Annotated in this window: 14 protein-coding genes; 2 read left to right on the forward strand and 12 right to left on the reverse strand. The window is 66.6% G+C overall.

Features of this window, described 5'->3' with window-relative positions:
* Nucleotides 1-42: 42 nt before the first annotated feature.
* From AC1DEY_RS19000 to AC1DEY_RS19010, 3 genes are all read right to left on the reverse strand, one after another.
* Nucleotides 43-528, reverse strand: coding sequence for a regulatory protein RecX (locus AC1DEY_RS19000; RefSeq protein ID WP_476869322.1), 486 nt, complete (start codon nucleotides 526-528; stop codon nucleotides 43-45).
* 133 nt (nucleotides 529-661) lie between these two features.
* A complete protein-coding gene (recA, locus tag AC1DEY_RS19005) occupies nucleotides 662-1,714 on the reverse strand; it encodes a recombinase RecA (RefSeq protein WP_091249847.1) in 1,053 nt (350 codons plus the stop codon).
* 224 nt (nucleotides 1,715-1,938) lie between these two features.
* Nucleotides 1,939-2,175, reverse strand: coding sequence for a DUF3046 domain-containing protein (locus tag AC1DEY_RS19010; protein WP_441409444.1), 237 nt, complete (start codon nucleotides 2,173-2,175; stop codon nucleotides 1,939-1,941).
* Nucleotides 2,176-2,216: 41 nt separating this feature from the next.
* On the opposite strand from AC1DEY_RS19010, the gene AC1DEY_RS19015 reads away from it, so the two are divergent.
* On the forward strand, nucleotides 2,217-2,726 hold the full coding sequence (locus AC1DEY_RS19015) for a MarR family winged helix-turn-helix transcriptional regulator (RefSeq protein ID WP_476869323.1): 510 nt from the start codon (nucleotides 2,217-2,219) through the stop codon (nucleotides 2,724-2,726).
* A 96-nt stretch (nucleotides 2,727-2,822) separates the two neighbouring features.
* Here the strand turns inward: AC1DEY_RS19015 and AC1DEY_RS19020 are convergent, their stop codons facing one another.
* The 8 genes from AC1DEY_RS19020 to AC1DEY_RS19055 form a co-directional block, all read right to left on the reverse strand.
* Complete coding sequence (locus tag AC1DEY_RS19020; protein ID WP_441409442.1) at nucleotides 2,823-3,275, reverse strand: helix-turn-helix domain-containing protein; 453 nt, start codon at nucleotides 3,273-3,275, stop codon at nucleotides 2,823-2,825.
* Between the two features lie 139 nt (nucleotides 3,276-3,414).
* Nucleotides 3,415-3,945, reverse strand: coding sequence for a CinA family protein (locus AC1DEY_RS19025; RefSeq protein WP_476869324.1), 531 nt, complete (start codon nucleotides 3,943-3,945; stop codon nucleotides 3,415-3,417).
* Entirely contained in the window at nucleotides 3,942-4,580 is a 639-nt protein-coding gene (pgsA, locus tag AC1DEY_RS19030; protein ID WP_476869325.1) for a CDP-diacylglycerol--glycerol-3-phosphate 3-phosphatidyltransferase, read from the reverse strand. Before pgsA ends, AC1DEY_RS19025 begins: the two co-directional genes overlap by 4 nt.
* 25 nt (nucleotides 4,581-4,605) lie before the next feature.
* The gene (locus AC1DEY_RS19035) at nucleotides 4,606-7,560 is read right to left on the reverse strand and encodes an FtsK/SpoIIIE family DNA translocase (RefSeq protein ID WP_476869326.1); all 2,955 of its coding nucleotides are present in this window, start codon (nucleotides 7,558-7,560) and stop codon (nucleotides 4,606-4,608) included.
* A 270-nt stretch (nucleotides 7,561-7,830) separates the two neighbouring features.
* Nucleotides 7,831-9,522 (reverse strand): ribonuclease J, encoded by a 1,692-nt coding sequence (locus AC1DEY_RS19040; RefSeq protein ID WP_441409438.1) that lies wholly within the window; start codon nucleotides 9,520-9,522, stop codon nucleotides 7,831-7,833.
* A gap of 60 nt (nucleotides 9,523-9,582) precedes the next feature.
* The gene (gene dapA / locus AC1DEY_RS19045) at nucleotides 9,583-10,491 is read right to left on the reverse strand and encodes a 4-hydroxy-tetrahydrodipicolinate synthase (protein WP_441409437.1); all 909 of its coding nucleotides are present in this window, start codon (nucleotides 10,489-10,491) and stop codon (nucleotides 9,583-9,585) included.
* A 104-nt stretch (nucleotides 10,492-10,595) separates the two neighbouring features.
* Entirely contained in the window at nucleotides 10,596-11,360 is a 765-nt protein-coding gene (locus AC1DEY_RS19050) for a carbon-nitrogen hydrolase family protein (protein ID WP_476869327.1), read from the reverse strand.
* 101 nt (nucleotides 11,361-11,461) lie between these two features.
* Nucleotides 11,462-11,755: a hypothetical protein gene (locus tag AC1DEY_RS19055; RefSeq protein WP_441409435.1), complete on the reverse strand. Its 294-nt coding sequence runs from the start codon at nucleotides 11,753-11,755 to the stop codon at nucleotides 11,462-11,464.
* A 383-nt stretch (nucleotides 11,756-12,138) separates the two neighbouring features.
* On the opposite strand from AC1DEY_RS19055, the gene AC1DEY_RS19060 reads away from it, so the two are divergent.
* Entirely contained in the window at nucleotides 12,139-13,392 is a 1,254-nt protein-coding gene (locus AC1DEY_RS19060) for a heparan-alpha-glucosaminide N-acetyltransferase domain-containing protein (protein WP_476869328.1), read from the forward strand.
* 136 nt (nucleotides 13,393-13,528) lie between these two features.
* Here AC1DEY_RS19060 and AC1DEY_RS19065 read toward each other — a convergent pair whose 3' ends face one another.
* The gene (locus AC1DEY_RS19065; protein WP_476869329.1) at nucleotides 13,529-13,930 is read right to left on the reverse strand and encodes a hypothetical protein; all 402 of its coding nucleotides are present in this window, start codon (nucleotides 13,928-13,930) and stop codon (nucleotides 13,529-13,531) included.
* Nucleotides 13,931-13,932: the final 2 nt, after the last annotated feature.

Consider the following 13,932-nt stretch of genomic DNA (forward strand, 5'->3'; position numbering starts at 1 on the left):
GACTCCTGGMTGACTYCTGATCGGCGGCCCTAGTCCCAGGCTTCAGTCCCAGGCTTCGCCGCGGCCGGCGACGGAATCGAGAACCTCTCCGACTATCCGGAAGGCGAGCGAGGGCTGGTATCCCTTGCGGGCCAGCATGGAGGCGAGGCGGCGGGTGATCTTGTCGCGCTCCGCACGGTCCTCGGCGCCGGTGAAGCCCCGCAGCTTGCGCTCCACGAGTTCACGGGCCGCGGCCTCCTCGTCGGCGTCGCTGAGTTGATCCAGCGCGCCGGCAGCGGTCTCGGCGYCGATGCCCTTGTCCGCAAGTTCGCGCCGCAGGGCCCCCTTGGCGAGCTTGCGCGTTTGGGACCGGCCGCGGACCCACATATCRGCAAACTCTGCATCGTCAACCAGGCGCACTTCCTCGAAGCGGTCCAGCACGGCCTCGGCGACGTCCTCCGGAATGTTGCGCTCGGCCAGCTTGCGCGAGAGCTGCAGCCGGCTCTTGGGCGAATTGGTCAGCTGCCGCAGCACGATGGACCGTGCCACCGCCGCGGGGTCGGCGTCCCGGTCCTGCTCGGCSGGCGGACCCKCGCCCGGGGACCCATCTGCGGACTGGTCGCCGCCAAAGCCAGGGGCAGGATTCCGTGRTGGGAATCCTGCCCCTTTGCGCCGCCGGCCGTTAGAAGCCGTCAACGGCCTTCAGCTTCGGTGATTCTTCGGTCTCGGCRGGGGCCTTYACGCCCACGCCGAGCTTTTCCTTGATCAGGCGCTCMAGTTCGGCCGCCAGCTCCGGGTTGTCGCGCAGGAAGCGGCGGGAGTTCTCCATGCCCTGGCCCAGCTGATCGCCGTCGTAGGTGAACCAGGAKCCSGACTTCTTGATCAGTCCGTGCTCGACACCCATGTCGATAATGCCRCCCTCACGGGAAATGCCCTGRCCATAGATGATGTCGAATTCGGCGATCTTGAAGGGCGGTGCCATCTTGTTCTTGACGATCTTGGCCTTGGTGCGGTTGCCGACAGAGTCCGCGCCCTCTTTCAGGGTCTGGATGCGGCGGACGTCGATGCGGATGGAGGCGTAGAACTTCAGCGCCTTACCACCGGTGGTGGTTTCCGGGGAGCCGAAGAAGACGCCAATCTTTTCGCGCAGCTGGTTGATGAARATGGCMGTGGTCTTGGTCTGGCTCAGGCGGCCGGTGATCTTACGGAGGGCCTGGCTCATCAGGCGGGCCTGCAGGCCCACGTGGCTATCGCCCATGTCGCCTTCGATTTCCGCGCGCGGAACCAGGGCCGCGACGGAGTCGATGACGATCACGTCAAGGGAGCCCGAACCGATGAGCATGTCCATGATTTCCAGTGCCTGCTCGCCGGTGTCCGGCTGGGAGACCAGGAGSGCRTCGGTGTCGACGCCCAGTTTCGCGGCATATTCCGGATCGAGGGCGTGTTCGGCGTCGATGAAGGCSGCGATGCCGCCCAGGCGCTGGGCGTTGGCAACCGCGTGGAGCGCGACCGTGGTCTTACCGGATGATTCCGGACCATAGATTTCCACGACACGGCCGCGGGGCAGGCCGCCAATTCCCAGGGCGACGTCCAACGCGATGGAGCCGGTCGGAATGACCTCGATAGGCGCACGGACTTCGTCGCCRAGGCGCATGACCGAGCCTTTACCGAACTGCTTGTCAATCTGGGCAAGCGCTGCGTCGAGCGCCTTCTGGCGATCCGGGGCTGCGGCCATGATTCACACCTCTAATACTTTCTCGCTGTGGAGTGGCCTTGGAGGCCCTTCGTCTGTCATCACTGACGCTACTGGCCCCCTCCGACAAASTTGCCGGGAGAACCGYGTATGTGGAAAACACGTGAGTGAAAACGCTCTGAAAAAAGCATATCCCCATCCGAACAGATATTCGAACAAGTGTGCGGCGTGTCAGGCGTTAGCCCATGCCGGCGGCGTCYCGGGGGTCAGCGGGGTCCTGCGTTGTCGCGGGGCTTGACGTCCCGGCCGAGGCGGCGTTCCTGCGGGACATCCTGGACATCGCACACGGCAAGCCAAACCTGGCGGGGCGGGATGCCGGCGCTGAGCGCCTGGTCCGCCGTGCGGCCGCCGACCCCGGCCAGGACCAGCGAGCTGCTCAGGACGCGGGAGTAGCCCGCGCCGAACTCGTCGTCCATTAGCCGCCAAAAGTCACTGATTCGCACCAGTAAAGTCTCTCACGGCGCGGGACTCTAGAATGGTTGCCATGAGCAACCCAACTGAGGCCGCGGGAGATTCGCATCCCGGAAATGCCGGCACAGACGCCGCCCTGGACGCCGTCGAGGACCAGCTGAGCCTGCTCTGGCGCCGGGGCCGGTCGATTTCCCATCAGCTCTCGCGCCAGGTCCACCCGGACATGGAGCCGGCCGCCTACGGGCTGCTCAGCGTGATCCGCAAGCAGGGCCCCATCAGGCTGACCGAGCTCGCMTCCTGCATCGGCGTCGGCAAGCCTTCGGTRAGCCGGCAGATCGCCTTCCTMGAGGGYCTCGGCCTGGTATCGAAGGAGGCAGACCCGCTGGACGGGCGGGCGCAGGCCATCCGCCTGACCCCCGAAGGCGAGGAGCGGATGCACCAGGTCCAGGACGCCAGGCGCGAGGTCTTYCGGGAACGCCTTGCAGAATGGCCCGCYGAGGAGCTGCAGGCTCTTGCCATGTACATGGCGAAGCTCAATGCCACCTACGAACGCGACGGCTTCCCCCGGGACGARCCCGYCTGAYCTAYCCGCCCCCGGAACGCGGCATCACGCCCGGGAGACGCCAAGGACCCCCRGCCTGGGCCGGGGGTCCTTTCTTAGGTCTTAGGTAGGTGGCGGCTAGCGTGCTCCGGAAAGGAGKCCCTTCGCCAGCTCGTCGTTAAGGTCGGCGTTGAGCTCTCGGTCGAGGTCGCGGCCATAGCGCTGCGCGAACTCCTGCGGRACGGTGTCCGGAACGGCGACACCTTCGGCGACCGCAACGCGGTCGCTGACTTCGCGGAGCATGCTCGAAAGCGGAACATCSAGGGCCGAGCAGATCGAGGACAGCAACTCMGAGGATGCTTCCTTCTGGCCGCGTTCCACTTCACTCAGGTAGCCCAGGGAAACACGGGCACTGTGCGAGACTTCGCGGAGCGTACGGCCTTGGCGCTGGCGGACATCGCGCAGGACATCACCGATTTCGTGACGAAGTACAACCATCTTGCGCTCCTTCTGTTCGCTCTTTGCCTGATCGGCGAGGCCCACATCCTTCCAGCGGACAACGCCGTTTACGGATACGGGCTGCTTTACCATCTGTATCGCCTTGCTCCTCGTACTGTCGAGTCCGCCGGTGGRGGCGGACTCTGCTGATGATTTCATCCTAGGCGCCTCCCTTATTTGGAAGCGACACAATGTAACAACTATTCGGAATCAACTTTTGTTCCCGGCAACTTTACGCCGGGTAGCCTTCGGAAGATAGGGCTTCAAGCAGGCGTTCCAGMGCCGCACCGCAYGCGAGGGCGCGGATCTCGGCGCGGSTCCCCTCGAATGAGTAGGGGTACGACGTCGAGCCTCCCGCCGTGGCGATCCCGATAAAGACCGTGCCGACGGCTTTGCCGTCGTGCGATTCGGGCCCGGCGACGCCCGTGGTGGACACGCCRATGTCGGCCCGGCAGATCCGGCGCGCACCGTCGGCCATGGCCGCGGCGACTTGGCCGTCCACKGAACCSACGGCGTCGAGCAGCYCGGCRGGGACGCCSAGGACRKCGGACTTGACCGAGTTKGCGTAGGMCACCACKCCGCCCTGCAGCATSSCGGAGGCKCCSGGGGTGTCGGCCAGCACGGCGGAGATCATCCCGGCGGTGAGGGATTCGGCSGTGGCGGCCGTCATTCCGCGGCCGATGGCGCCGGTCACGGCCTGCTCCGCCAGGCGGTGCAGATTGGGGTGGAGATTGGGGTGSAGATTGGGATTCGGMTGGTTCATGGCTTGTTCTCCCCTATCCGTTCTTTCGCTGCCCTGATGCCGGCAGCCCGCAGCTTGAGGGCCTCGATGACGTATTCGCCGCCGGTCCACAGTGTGATGGCCACGGCAGCCATCATCACAATGAACGCCACAACGCCCAGCCACGGAGCAAGTGATGCCAGCGGGAGGACGTAGAGGAAGATGGCCACCGTCTGCACYACGGTCTTGAGCTTGCCGCCGCGCGAGGCCGGAATGACGCCGTAGCGRATCACGAAGAAGCGAAGGGCGGTGATGCCCCACTCGCGGACCAGGATCAGGATGGTGACCCACCACGGCAGTTCSCCRAGCAGGGAGAGCATGACCAGCGCGGAGCCGATCAGGAGCTTGTCAGCGATCGGGTCGGCAATCTTGCCGAAGTCGGTGACGAGGCCGCGGGACCGGGCGATGTCGCCGTCGAGYTTGTCTGTGTAGATGGCGACYGCGAAKACGACGGCGGCCGCCCAGCGCCAGGGGCCGTTCTGGGCGTGCAGCCCCGGCGCGTCGAGGATGAGGAACCAGACGAAGAATGGCACCAGCACTATCCGCAGCATCGTCAGGATATTCGGCAGGTTCCAGATCTGCGAGGYGGACCCGGCGTTGGCTTTGGCGCTATTCACCTTCTTAGGCTACCCGCTTCCCTCGCTAGCGTCCGGTGAGCGACCAGGCGTCCTCTGAGCCGTCCTCGTCGGAGCCGCCGTCGGCGCCGTCGTGGTACTCGATSGCCTGGGTGCGGTTCTCYAGGTCGGCMGCCACGAGGTCCTCCGCGTAACCGCCCTGGGCGATGTTCGCATTGGCGTTATCGCTCAGGGCCGCCGTCTGGGAGTCGGCGGCGGCGGGCGCGTCGAGCCCCTTCATCGCSGCCAGCACGGCGGCGAGGTCGTCCGGTTTGACCAGCACGTCGCGCGCCTTGGAACCCTCGGAGGGGCCCACCACTCCCCTGGACTCGAGAAGGTCCATGAGGCGGCCGGCCTTGGCGAAGCCGACACGAAGCTTGCGCTGCAGCATCGACGTCGAGCCGAACTGGGTGGTGACCACGAGCTCCGTGGCCTGCAGCAGCACCTCGAGGTCGTCCCCGATGTCGTCGTCGATCTGCTTCTTYTGCGCCTCCGGCGCGACGTCGTCWCGGTAGACGGCCTTKAGCTGGCCCTTGACGTGTTCGACAACCTTGTGGATCTCGGACTCGGTGACCCAGGCGCCCTGGACGCGCATCGCCTTGGATGCACCCATCGGCAGGAACAGGGCGTCGCCCTGGCCGATGAGTTTTTCGGCGCCCGGCTGGTCCAGGACCACGCGGGAGTCGGTGACGGAGGACGTGGCGAAGGCCATGCGGGAGGGCACGTTCGCTTTGATCAGGCCGGTCACGACGTCCACCGACGGGCGCTGGGTGGCGAGGACCAGGTGGATGCCGGCCGCGCGGGCCAACTGGGTGATGCGGACAATSGAGTCTTCGACGTCGCGCGGGGCGACCATCATGAGGTCGGCGAGTTCGTCCACGATCACCARCAGGTACGGGTAGGGCTTGATGACGCGCTTGGAGTCGACCGGCGGGTGGACCTTSCCGGCCCGGACGGCCTTGTTGAAGTCATCGATGTGCTTGAAGCCRTAATTGGCGAGGTCGTCATAGCGGGCGTCCATTTCGCGGACCACCCATTGCAGGGCCTCGGCTGCCTTCTTCGGRTTGGTGATGATCGGCGTGATGAGGTGCGGGACCCCTTCGTAMGCCGTGAGTTCCACGCGCTTSGGGTCCACCATGACCATGCGGACCTCGTCCGGGGTGGCCCGCATCAGGATCGAGGTGATCATCGAGTTCACGAACGAGGACTTGCCCGCGCCGGTGGCACCGGCCACCAGCAAGTGCGGCATCTTGGCGAGGTTGGCCACGACGTAGCCGCCCTCGACGTCCTTGCCGACCCCCATGACCATGGGGTGGTCGGTGCGGCGGGCGTTCTGGCTKCGCAGCACGTCGCCCAGGGATACSGTCTCGCGGTCCGTGTTGGGAATCTCKATGCCGATGGCSGACTTGCCCGGGATGGGGCTGAGGATGCGCACATCGGAACTGGCGACGGCGTAGGAGATGTTCTTGGACAGGGCGGTGACGCGTTCCACCTTGGTGCCCGGGGACAGCTCGATTTCATAACGGGTCACGGTGGGACCGCGGCTGAAGCCGGTGACCTGCGCTTCCACGTTGAACTGGTTGAGGGTCTCGGTCAGCGAGGCGACAATCGCGTCGTTGGCCTCGGTCCGTTCCTTCGGGATGGACCCGGGCGTCAGCACGTCCGACGCCGGCAGCGTGTAGGTGACGTCGCCCGCCAGGGACAGCTGTTCGGTGCGCTGCGGAATCGGGGTGGGCAGGGGTGCCGGCGCGACCGGGTTCGCCGGAACGGCCGCGGCCACGGCGGCGGCATTGAGTGATCCGGCGGCCACCATTCCGGGAGTAACCAGCGGAATGGCCTCGGTGGCGCCCTCGCCGCTGGACCCCGCGGCACCGGCCGCTGATGCTGCTGCGCCCAGGCCCTGGGCGGCCTTGATCTTCTCGACGGCGATCTCGGCCTGGGTGGGGCGGCGGACGCCGGGAGCGACATCGGCCGCGGCGCCCGACGGCGTTTTGGCCCCCTTCGCGCCCTTGGCGCGGGGCGCGTCGCCCGCTTCCTCATCCGCGATGAGGGCACGCTCGAACGCYTCATCGCCGACATAGCCTTCCAGGCCGGACTCGTCCTCCTGGTCCTTGCCGAAGAGGCGCTTGCGCCTCTTCTTGGGCGCGGCCGGGGCGTCGTTCTCGTACAGGTAACTGCGGTCGTGCCGGTCGTCGGCGTCGTCGTCCTGCAGGTCGATGCCCATCAGGTGCTCGTACGCGTCCCGCAGCCGGCCCGGGATGGCGCCGAAAGGAGTCGCGGTGACGATCAGCAGSGASGTGAAGGCCAGCAGGCCGTAYACCACCACKGGGACKGCGGGGTGCAGGGCCGCAAGCGGGGCKGCGGCGAGGTAGCCGAGCATGCCGCCGGCCCTGCGCAGGCCGTCGAAACCGTCCGCGACCGTMGGCTGTCCGCCGATGATGTGGGCCAGGCCGGTCCCGGCGAAGGTCATGATGAGGAAGCCGATGCCGATCCTGTTGTTCCCGCGGCCGTCGTCGGGCTGGCGGAACAGGCGGAACGCGCACACGAACAGCATCAAGGGCAGGAGCAGGGCCATCCAGCCGAACGTGCCGTTGACGATCGCGAAGATGAGATCGGGGAGCCAGCCCTGGAACCCCCACCACGCGAAAGTGGCGACAAAKATGGCCAGGGCMAGGTTGAACAGGGCGGCGCCGTCSCGGCGGTCCTCCGGTGCGAGGTCGCTGACGTCGTGGCCGACCCKCCGGATGCCCGCGCCGATCAYGTGGGCGACACCCAGCCAGGCGCCGGCCAGCACGCGTACGACCCAGGGCTGGCGYGCCTCCACCGCAGGCAACTGCCGCGTCCGCGCCGTGGCTGTTGTCCTACCTGCCGTGGTCCGCGGCCGGGCGGATTTGGATGCGGCGGGACTGGACCCCCGGCCGGGAGAACTGCCTGATTTGCCGCTTGAGTTTCCTCTAGGCGCGGAAGAAGTACGAGTCGCCATACCCGCCACGGTACCGGATGCCGGCCAGAAAACCCCGAATTTCCGGGGCGGCCGGGATCATGTTGCCGGCCGCCGCAACGGGAAACGGCCTCCCCCGCCTGCCTCAGCCCTTAGGCTGCGGCTGGCCGGGAAGGCCGTTCTCCAGGCATGTGCCCGGTACGCAGAAAGTACTACGCCCGGCGAACCACCTGAGGCTTACGCCYSAMGRACCACCTGAGGCTTACGCCCGGYGAACCAYCTGAGGCTTACGCCCGGCGAACCACCTGAGGCTTACGCCTCAAGGACCACCGGGATGATCATGGGCTTGCGGCGCAGCTTGCGGTTGACCCACGTGCCCACGACGCGYCGGACAACCTGCTGGAGCTGGTGCGTCGTGTGGTCCGTGCGGTTCTGCACGGCTTCCTCGAGGGCCTCGTTGATCTTGGGGATGATTTCGTCAAAGACGGAATCGTCTTCCGCCACGCCGCGGGCGTGGATCTCCGGACCGGACACCACCTTGCCGGTGGCGCGGTGGATGACGGTGATGATCGAGATGAAGCCTTCATCGCCGAGGGTCTGGCGGTCCTTGAGGTCGGCTTCGGTTACTTCGCCCACGCTGGAGCCGTCAACGTAGACGAAACCGACCTCGACCTGGCCGACGATGTCTGCCTGGTGGTCGCGCAGGTCGATCACGGTGCCGTTGTCCGCGAGCAGGATGCTTTCCTCCGGTACGCCGGATTCGAGGGCGATCTTGCCGTTGGCAATGAGGTGGCGGGTCTCGCCGTGCACCGGCATGGCGTTGAGCGGCTCAAGGATGTTGTAGCAGTAGAGCAGTTCACCGGCGGCGGCGTGGCCGGAGACGTGCACCTTGGCGTTGCCCTTGTGGATGACGTCGGCGCCGAGCTTCAGCAGGCCATTGATGATGCGGAAGACGGCGTTTTCGTTGCCCGGGATAAGGCTCGAGGCGAGGATGACGGTGTCGCCCTCGCCGACGACGACGCGGTGGTCGCCGTTGGCCATRCGGGACAGGGCCGCCATGGGCTCGCCCTGGGAACCGGTGGACATCAGCACCACGCGGTTGTCCGGGAGGTTGTCGATGTTCTTGATGTCGACCAGGATCCCGGCCGGCACCTCCAGGTAGCCAAGCTTCGCGGCGATGGCCATATTCCGGACCATCGAGCGGCCCACAAAGGCSACCTTGCGGTTGTGGTTGGCGGCAGCATCGAGGACCTGCTGGACGCGGTGCACGTGCGAGGAGAAGGAAGCGACAATGATGCGCTTGGAGGCCTGCCCAAACAAACGGTCCAGRGTGGGGCCGATTTCCTTCTCGGCGGTGGTGAAGCCCGGGACGTCGGCATTGGTCGAGTCCGACATGAACAGGTCCACGCCCTCTTCGCCCAGCTTGGCGAAGTGGCGGAGGTCGGTGATGCGGCCATCGAGCGGCAACTGGTCCATCTTGAAGTCACCRGTGTGCAGSACGGTGCCGCCCGAGGTGCGGAGGAACACGGCCAGGGCGTCCGGGATGGAGTGGTTGACGGCRACRAACTCGCATTCGAAGGGGCCGTACTTCTCGACCTGACCCTCGACGACAATCTTCGTGTTGGGCTTGATCCGGTGTTCCTGCAGCTTGGCCTCGATGAGGGCCAACGTGAGCTGCGAACCCACGATGGGGATGTCGGCGCGCAGGCGCAGGAGGTAGGGGACGGCGCCAATGTGGTCTTCGTGACCGTGGGTCAGGACGACGGCGACGATGTCCTGGAGGCGGTTCTCGATGTAGGAGAAATCGGGCAGGATCAGGTCGACACCKGGCTGGGTCTCCTCGGGGAAGAGCACCCCGCAGTCAACGATGAGGAGCTTGCCATCGATCTCGAAGACGGTCATGTTGCGACCGATTTCCCCGAGTCCGCCGAGCGGCACGATCCGCAGGGTGTTCTTCGGGAGACGCGGCGGCGTGACAAGGCCGGGAAGGGCGGTTTGGGTCATAGTGCACTACTTTCCAGGCAGAWGCCGGGCTGGTTCTTAACGATCAGGAGTGGCTCCGGATCAGGAAAAGACCATCCCCGCTTCCGCCAAATCCTCGCGGATGATTGCGATCTCGGCCTCGCCCGGCTCCACGAGGGGCAAACGGACAACCGAGTTGGGCAGGACTCCCTGCCACTTAAGAACCTGCTTGGCAGCGACAGCACCCTGAATGTGGGTCATCACTGCGCGGACCACGGGGTCCAGTTCGAAATGTATGGTGCGGGCGGTAGCAAAATCGCCTGCAAGGGCAGCATCGATCAGCGCGCGGAACTGCCGCGACGCGACATGCGCGGAGACGCTGACCAGSCCGACGGCGCCGGCGGCCATCCACGGCAGCGTGAGGCCGTCATCGCCKGAGTAGACATCAAGATCGGTGTTCGCCAGAACCCGTGTGACRGCGGCGAAATCGGCCTTCGCATCCTTCAGGGCAACGATCTTCGGGTGGTCGGCGAGCCGGATCATGGTCTCCGGCTCGATGGCCACGCCGGCGCGGCCAGGAATGTCGTAGACCATGACGGGAAGGTCCGCTGCGTCAGTCACGGCCTCGACGTGCGCCTGGATGCCGGCCTGGCTCGGCTTGTTGTAATACGGCGTGACGATCAGCTGGCCGTGGGCTCCCGCCTTSGCGGCGCGCTTGGCCATCTCAATCGAGTGGGACGTGTGGTTGGTKCCGGTTCCGGCAATRACCTTGGCCCGGTCGCCGACGGCCTCGACAATRACGCGGAAGAGCTTCTCTTTTTCGTCGTCCTCGAGCGTCGAGGTCTCGCCCGTGGTGCCGGAGATAACGAGGGCATCATTGCCGTCGTCGACGAGCTTGCTCGCCAGCTCCGCTGACTGCTTGTAGTCGACCTCACCGTCCGAAGTGAAAGGAGTGACCATGGCAGTCACGAGGGTCCCGAACGTGTAAGAGCGAATATCAGAGTCAGCCATATGAAAAACGTTACCTTGTCCGCGGCATGTTAGGACAATGGCGGCGGTGTGACGAACGTCAAACTCGCCCGCCCCCGCGTCACGTTYCCGCCGATTGTCCCGGCTCAGGGCCGCCKAAACCGCGTCAGGACACTGTGTTGGAGGGTTGCCGTCAAGACCTCGTTGCCGGTGCCGTGGGCCTGCCGGAACGAAAGCCCGTCCGGACCCCAGAACCCGCTCAGCCCGCAGGAGGTTCCGAGCGGCGTGAGCCCCGCGAGGTTGGCCAGGACGGAAAACATCCGGTTGTCCATGGCCCGGGCGCCGAGATGCAGTCCCAGCCGGTGGTCGTCGCCGGCCGTGTAGAGAGCCGAGACGGCGTAAATGTCCGCACCKGCAGCGGCGGCCCATTCSGCGTGGCCGGGGCGGGCGGCGTCGAAGCAGATTGCCAAGGCGACCTTCCAGCCGTCAATCTCCAGGACCGCGGGATGGCTGGCGGCAACGAAGAGATCCCGTTCCGCACCATGGAGGTGCGTCTTGAAGCTGGCGTCGATGACGCCCGAGGGATGGACGGCAAGGGAGGCCAGCCGCGGCSTGCCGTCCTCCTCCATGAACGCGGCTCCGACCACGGCGGTAATTCCGGTGTGCCGGCAGATTTCCCGGATGCCGTCCAGCCGCGGGTCAGCCGCRYTCACCCACTCCTGYGGGCYCTCCAGTAGGTCCAGCCGGTACCCGGTCAGGGAGAGTTCGGGAAAGATGACCAGSCGGGCCCCGTGCGAGTCCGCGTCCTCGATCAGCCGGATGTGTTCGGGTACGTTCGCGGCAACGCCGCCATCCAGGGCCKCGTACTGGACGACGGAAAGCGTCAGATCAGTGATTGAGCTAGTGGTCACCCTGCCATCCTAGGCACCTSCTCTTTCGATAATCAGAAACTGCSCCCCAGGTMACACCGGCGACTAGCCGGCTGCACAGGCCGGCCACGGCTCACACCACCTCAGGTCGAAGCGGCAGCCCCGCCGGAGGGTGCCGCAGGAGCCGAGCAGTAGCGCTCGACGGCGGTTTCCCGCAGGACCTCCGCCCACGCTGCAAGGCGCTGGGCCGCCCGCACGTAATGGAACAACTCCGTTGGCGTGAGGGCATCCAGGTCTGTTTCGGCCAGCCGCCGCGCCAGTTCCGCTCCCGGCGGCTGCATGTCCAGGGCCGTGCCTTCGCTTCCCCACTGGACATCCTCTGCCGGCTCTCCGGCGACCAACCGGCGGAAGAGGAAGTCCACCACGCCCGGGCTCATTGCCTTGAGGACTCCWGATACGGCTTCGCYGCCGCGGGAAGGTCCCCCAGGTGGGGCGCTGKTCCRTTCCGGGCCGGCGAATTGCCGATCCGGACTTTCCCCRCCCGTCAGTTCCCGSCCCGTCACGGCCTGACCTGSGGATGCTTTGCCTGTTGACTYTGACKCCCGGCCCGGMGATTCCCGYCCCGAAGAAGTTCCGCCTGAAACCTCTCGGCCTAAAGACTGTCGGCCTGAAGACTGTCGCCCTGAAGACTTTGGGGTCAGGAATGTGGGCTCGGAGGCGTTGTTCATGCGCCCACTGTATTCGAACATATATTCGAACACAAGGCTTTCCGGGGGAGGAATTGAAGCTGCGGCCCGGCCGAACATGAGACCATCAGAAGATGGCCACGCGCGGAACACCGACTGCTTCCCGGACCGTCAGGGGCACTTCCTCCGGCGCCCGGCTGGTCGGCATTGACGCCGCCCGCGGGCTCGCGCTGCTGGCCATGATGGCCACCCACGTGTTGGCCACGTTTGAGTCGRACCCGCAGCTGACCCCCACCTGGATCGGGCTTGYGTTTTCCGGGCGGGCAGCCGCCCTGTTCGCGGTGCTGGCCGGTGTGGGTCTCGCCTTATCGACGGGGAAGCAGCAACCGCTGGAGGGCACCGAGCTGCGGGCGGCACGGCGCGGCATCGCCCTCAGGGCGCTCGTGATCGGCGCCGTCGGGCTCTCCCTGGGCGGGCTGGAAGTCAACATCGCCATTATTTTGGTTCACTACGCCGTCCTGTTCCTGTGCGTGCTGCCCTTTGTCGGGCTCGGCCTGAAACGCCTGCTCGCATTCGCCGCCGGCTGGATCCTGGCGGCCCCCGCCTTGGCCTACCTGCTGCGGCCCTGGCTGCTGTCCGCCGACCCCCCGCTGCGGCTGGGGCACAACCCCGGCTGGGAGGACCTGGCCACACCGGCACGACTGCTGGGCGACATCTTCCTCGCCGGCTACTACCCGGTCCTGCAGTGGATCGCCTATCTCCTGGTGGGGCTGGCGATCGGACGGCTGGCGCTGTCCAAAGCAGCCGTGCCGTTCCTGCTGGTGGCCGCCGGGACCGCAGTGGCCGTCAGCTCCAAGTGGCTGGGGACAGTCATGATGGAGGACTGGGGCGGCCGGCGCGCACTGGAGGCACAGATCGGCGATCCCGCCTACCCGCTGGAGAGCCTGCTGCAGGTCAACCTTGCCGGCGTCGAACAGTCAGGCTCCGCGTGGTGGCTGGCCACCAGCGCACCGCACGCGGGAACCACGCTGGATCTGTTGCACACCTCGGGGGTGGCCGCCGCCGTGATCGGCGCGTGCCTCCTGCTGGGCCGGCTGGGCGAATGGGTGGAGCTTGACCTGCTGCTCCCGATCCGTGGAATCGGGGCCATGACTCTTAGCCTGTACACGGCCCATCTGTGCATCATGGCGGCCCTCCACGATCAGCCGCTGGCGCCCGGATGGACCGTGGAGGGCGTGTACTGGGCGCAGGCGCTCGGAATGCTGCTGGTCGGCGGGGTCTTCGCGGCGCTGGCCTGGCGGGGGCCCCTGGAGTGGGTGACCCATGCGGCCAACCAGGTGGGCCGCTACCAGCCGGCCCCCATCCGCCAGACATCCCGCTTCCGCTAGGTCCAGGTGCCGGCAGGTCCAGGCGCCAATTACCGCGGCCGCGCCTCAGCTTCCCGCTTCAGCCAGGTCTAGCTGTTGCCAGGTCTAGCTATCGCCAGGTCTAGCCGCTGCCGGGTCCTGCTATCGCTGGGTCCCGCTACGGCTTCTGGGCCTCTGCTCGGAACATCCGGACGGCGTCGCGCATCGAGGCACGGGCCCGCTTGCGGTCTCCGGCGGCGTCGTAGGCACAGCTGAGCCGGAACCAGGAGCGCCAGTCATCGGGGGCGGCTTCCGCTTCGGCACGGTACTTCTCAAATTCGAGATCCGCTGCTTCGCGGATGATCCGGCCGGCGGGCGTGCGCGGCAGCGTGTCCTCGGGCAGGCCCCCCTCGGCTTCGAGGATCTTCGCCAACCGCTCGGTGCGGGCACCAAACAGCAGCTCCCGGATCAGCGCCCAGGCTCCGATGACCGGCAGCACCAGGTAGGCGACGCCGATTGCCTTGGCCACGAGGCTGGGGTCGGTCATCAGGAGCACGGAACGCTGAAGGGACACCACCAGGT

Source organism: Arthrobacter sp. 05T47, assembly GCF_056395825.1.

Excerpts from the sequence above, each read along its gene's own strand:
- AC1DEY_RS19055 (WP_441409435.1), bottom strand. The coding sequence starts at position 11,755 with ATGAGCCCGGGCGTGGTGGACTTCCTCTTCCGCCGGTTGGTCGCCGGA.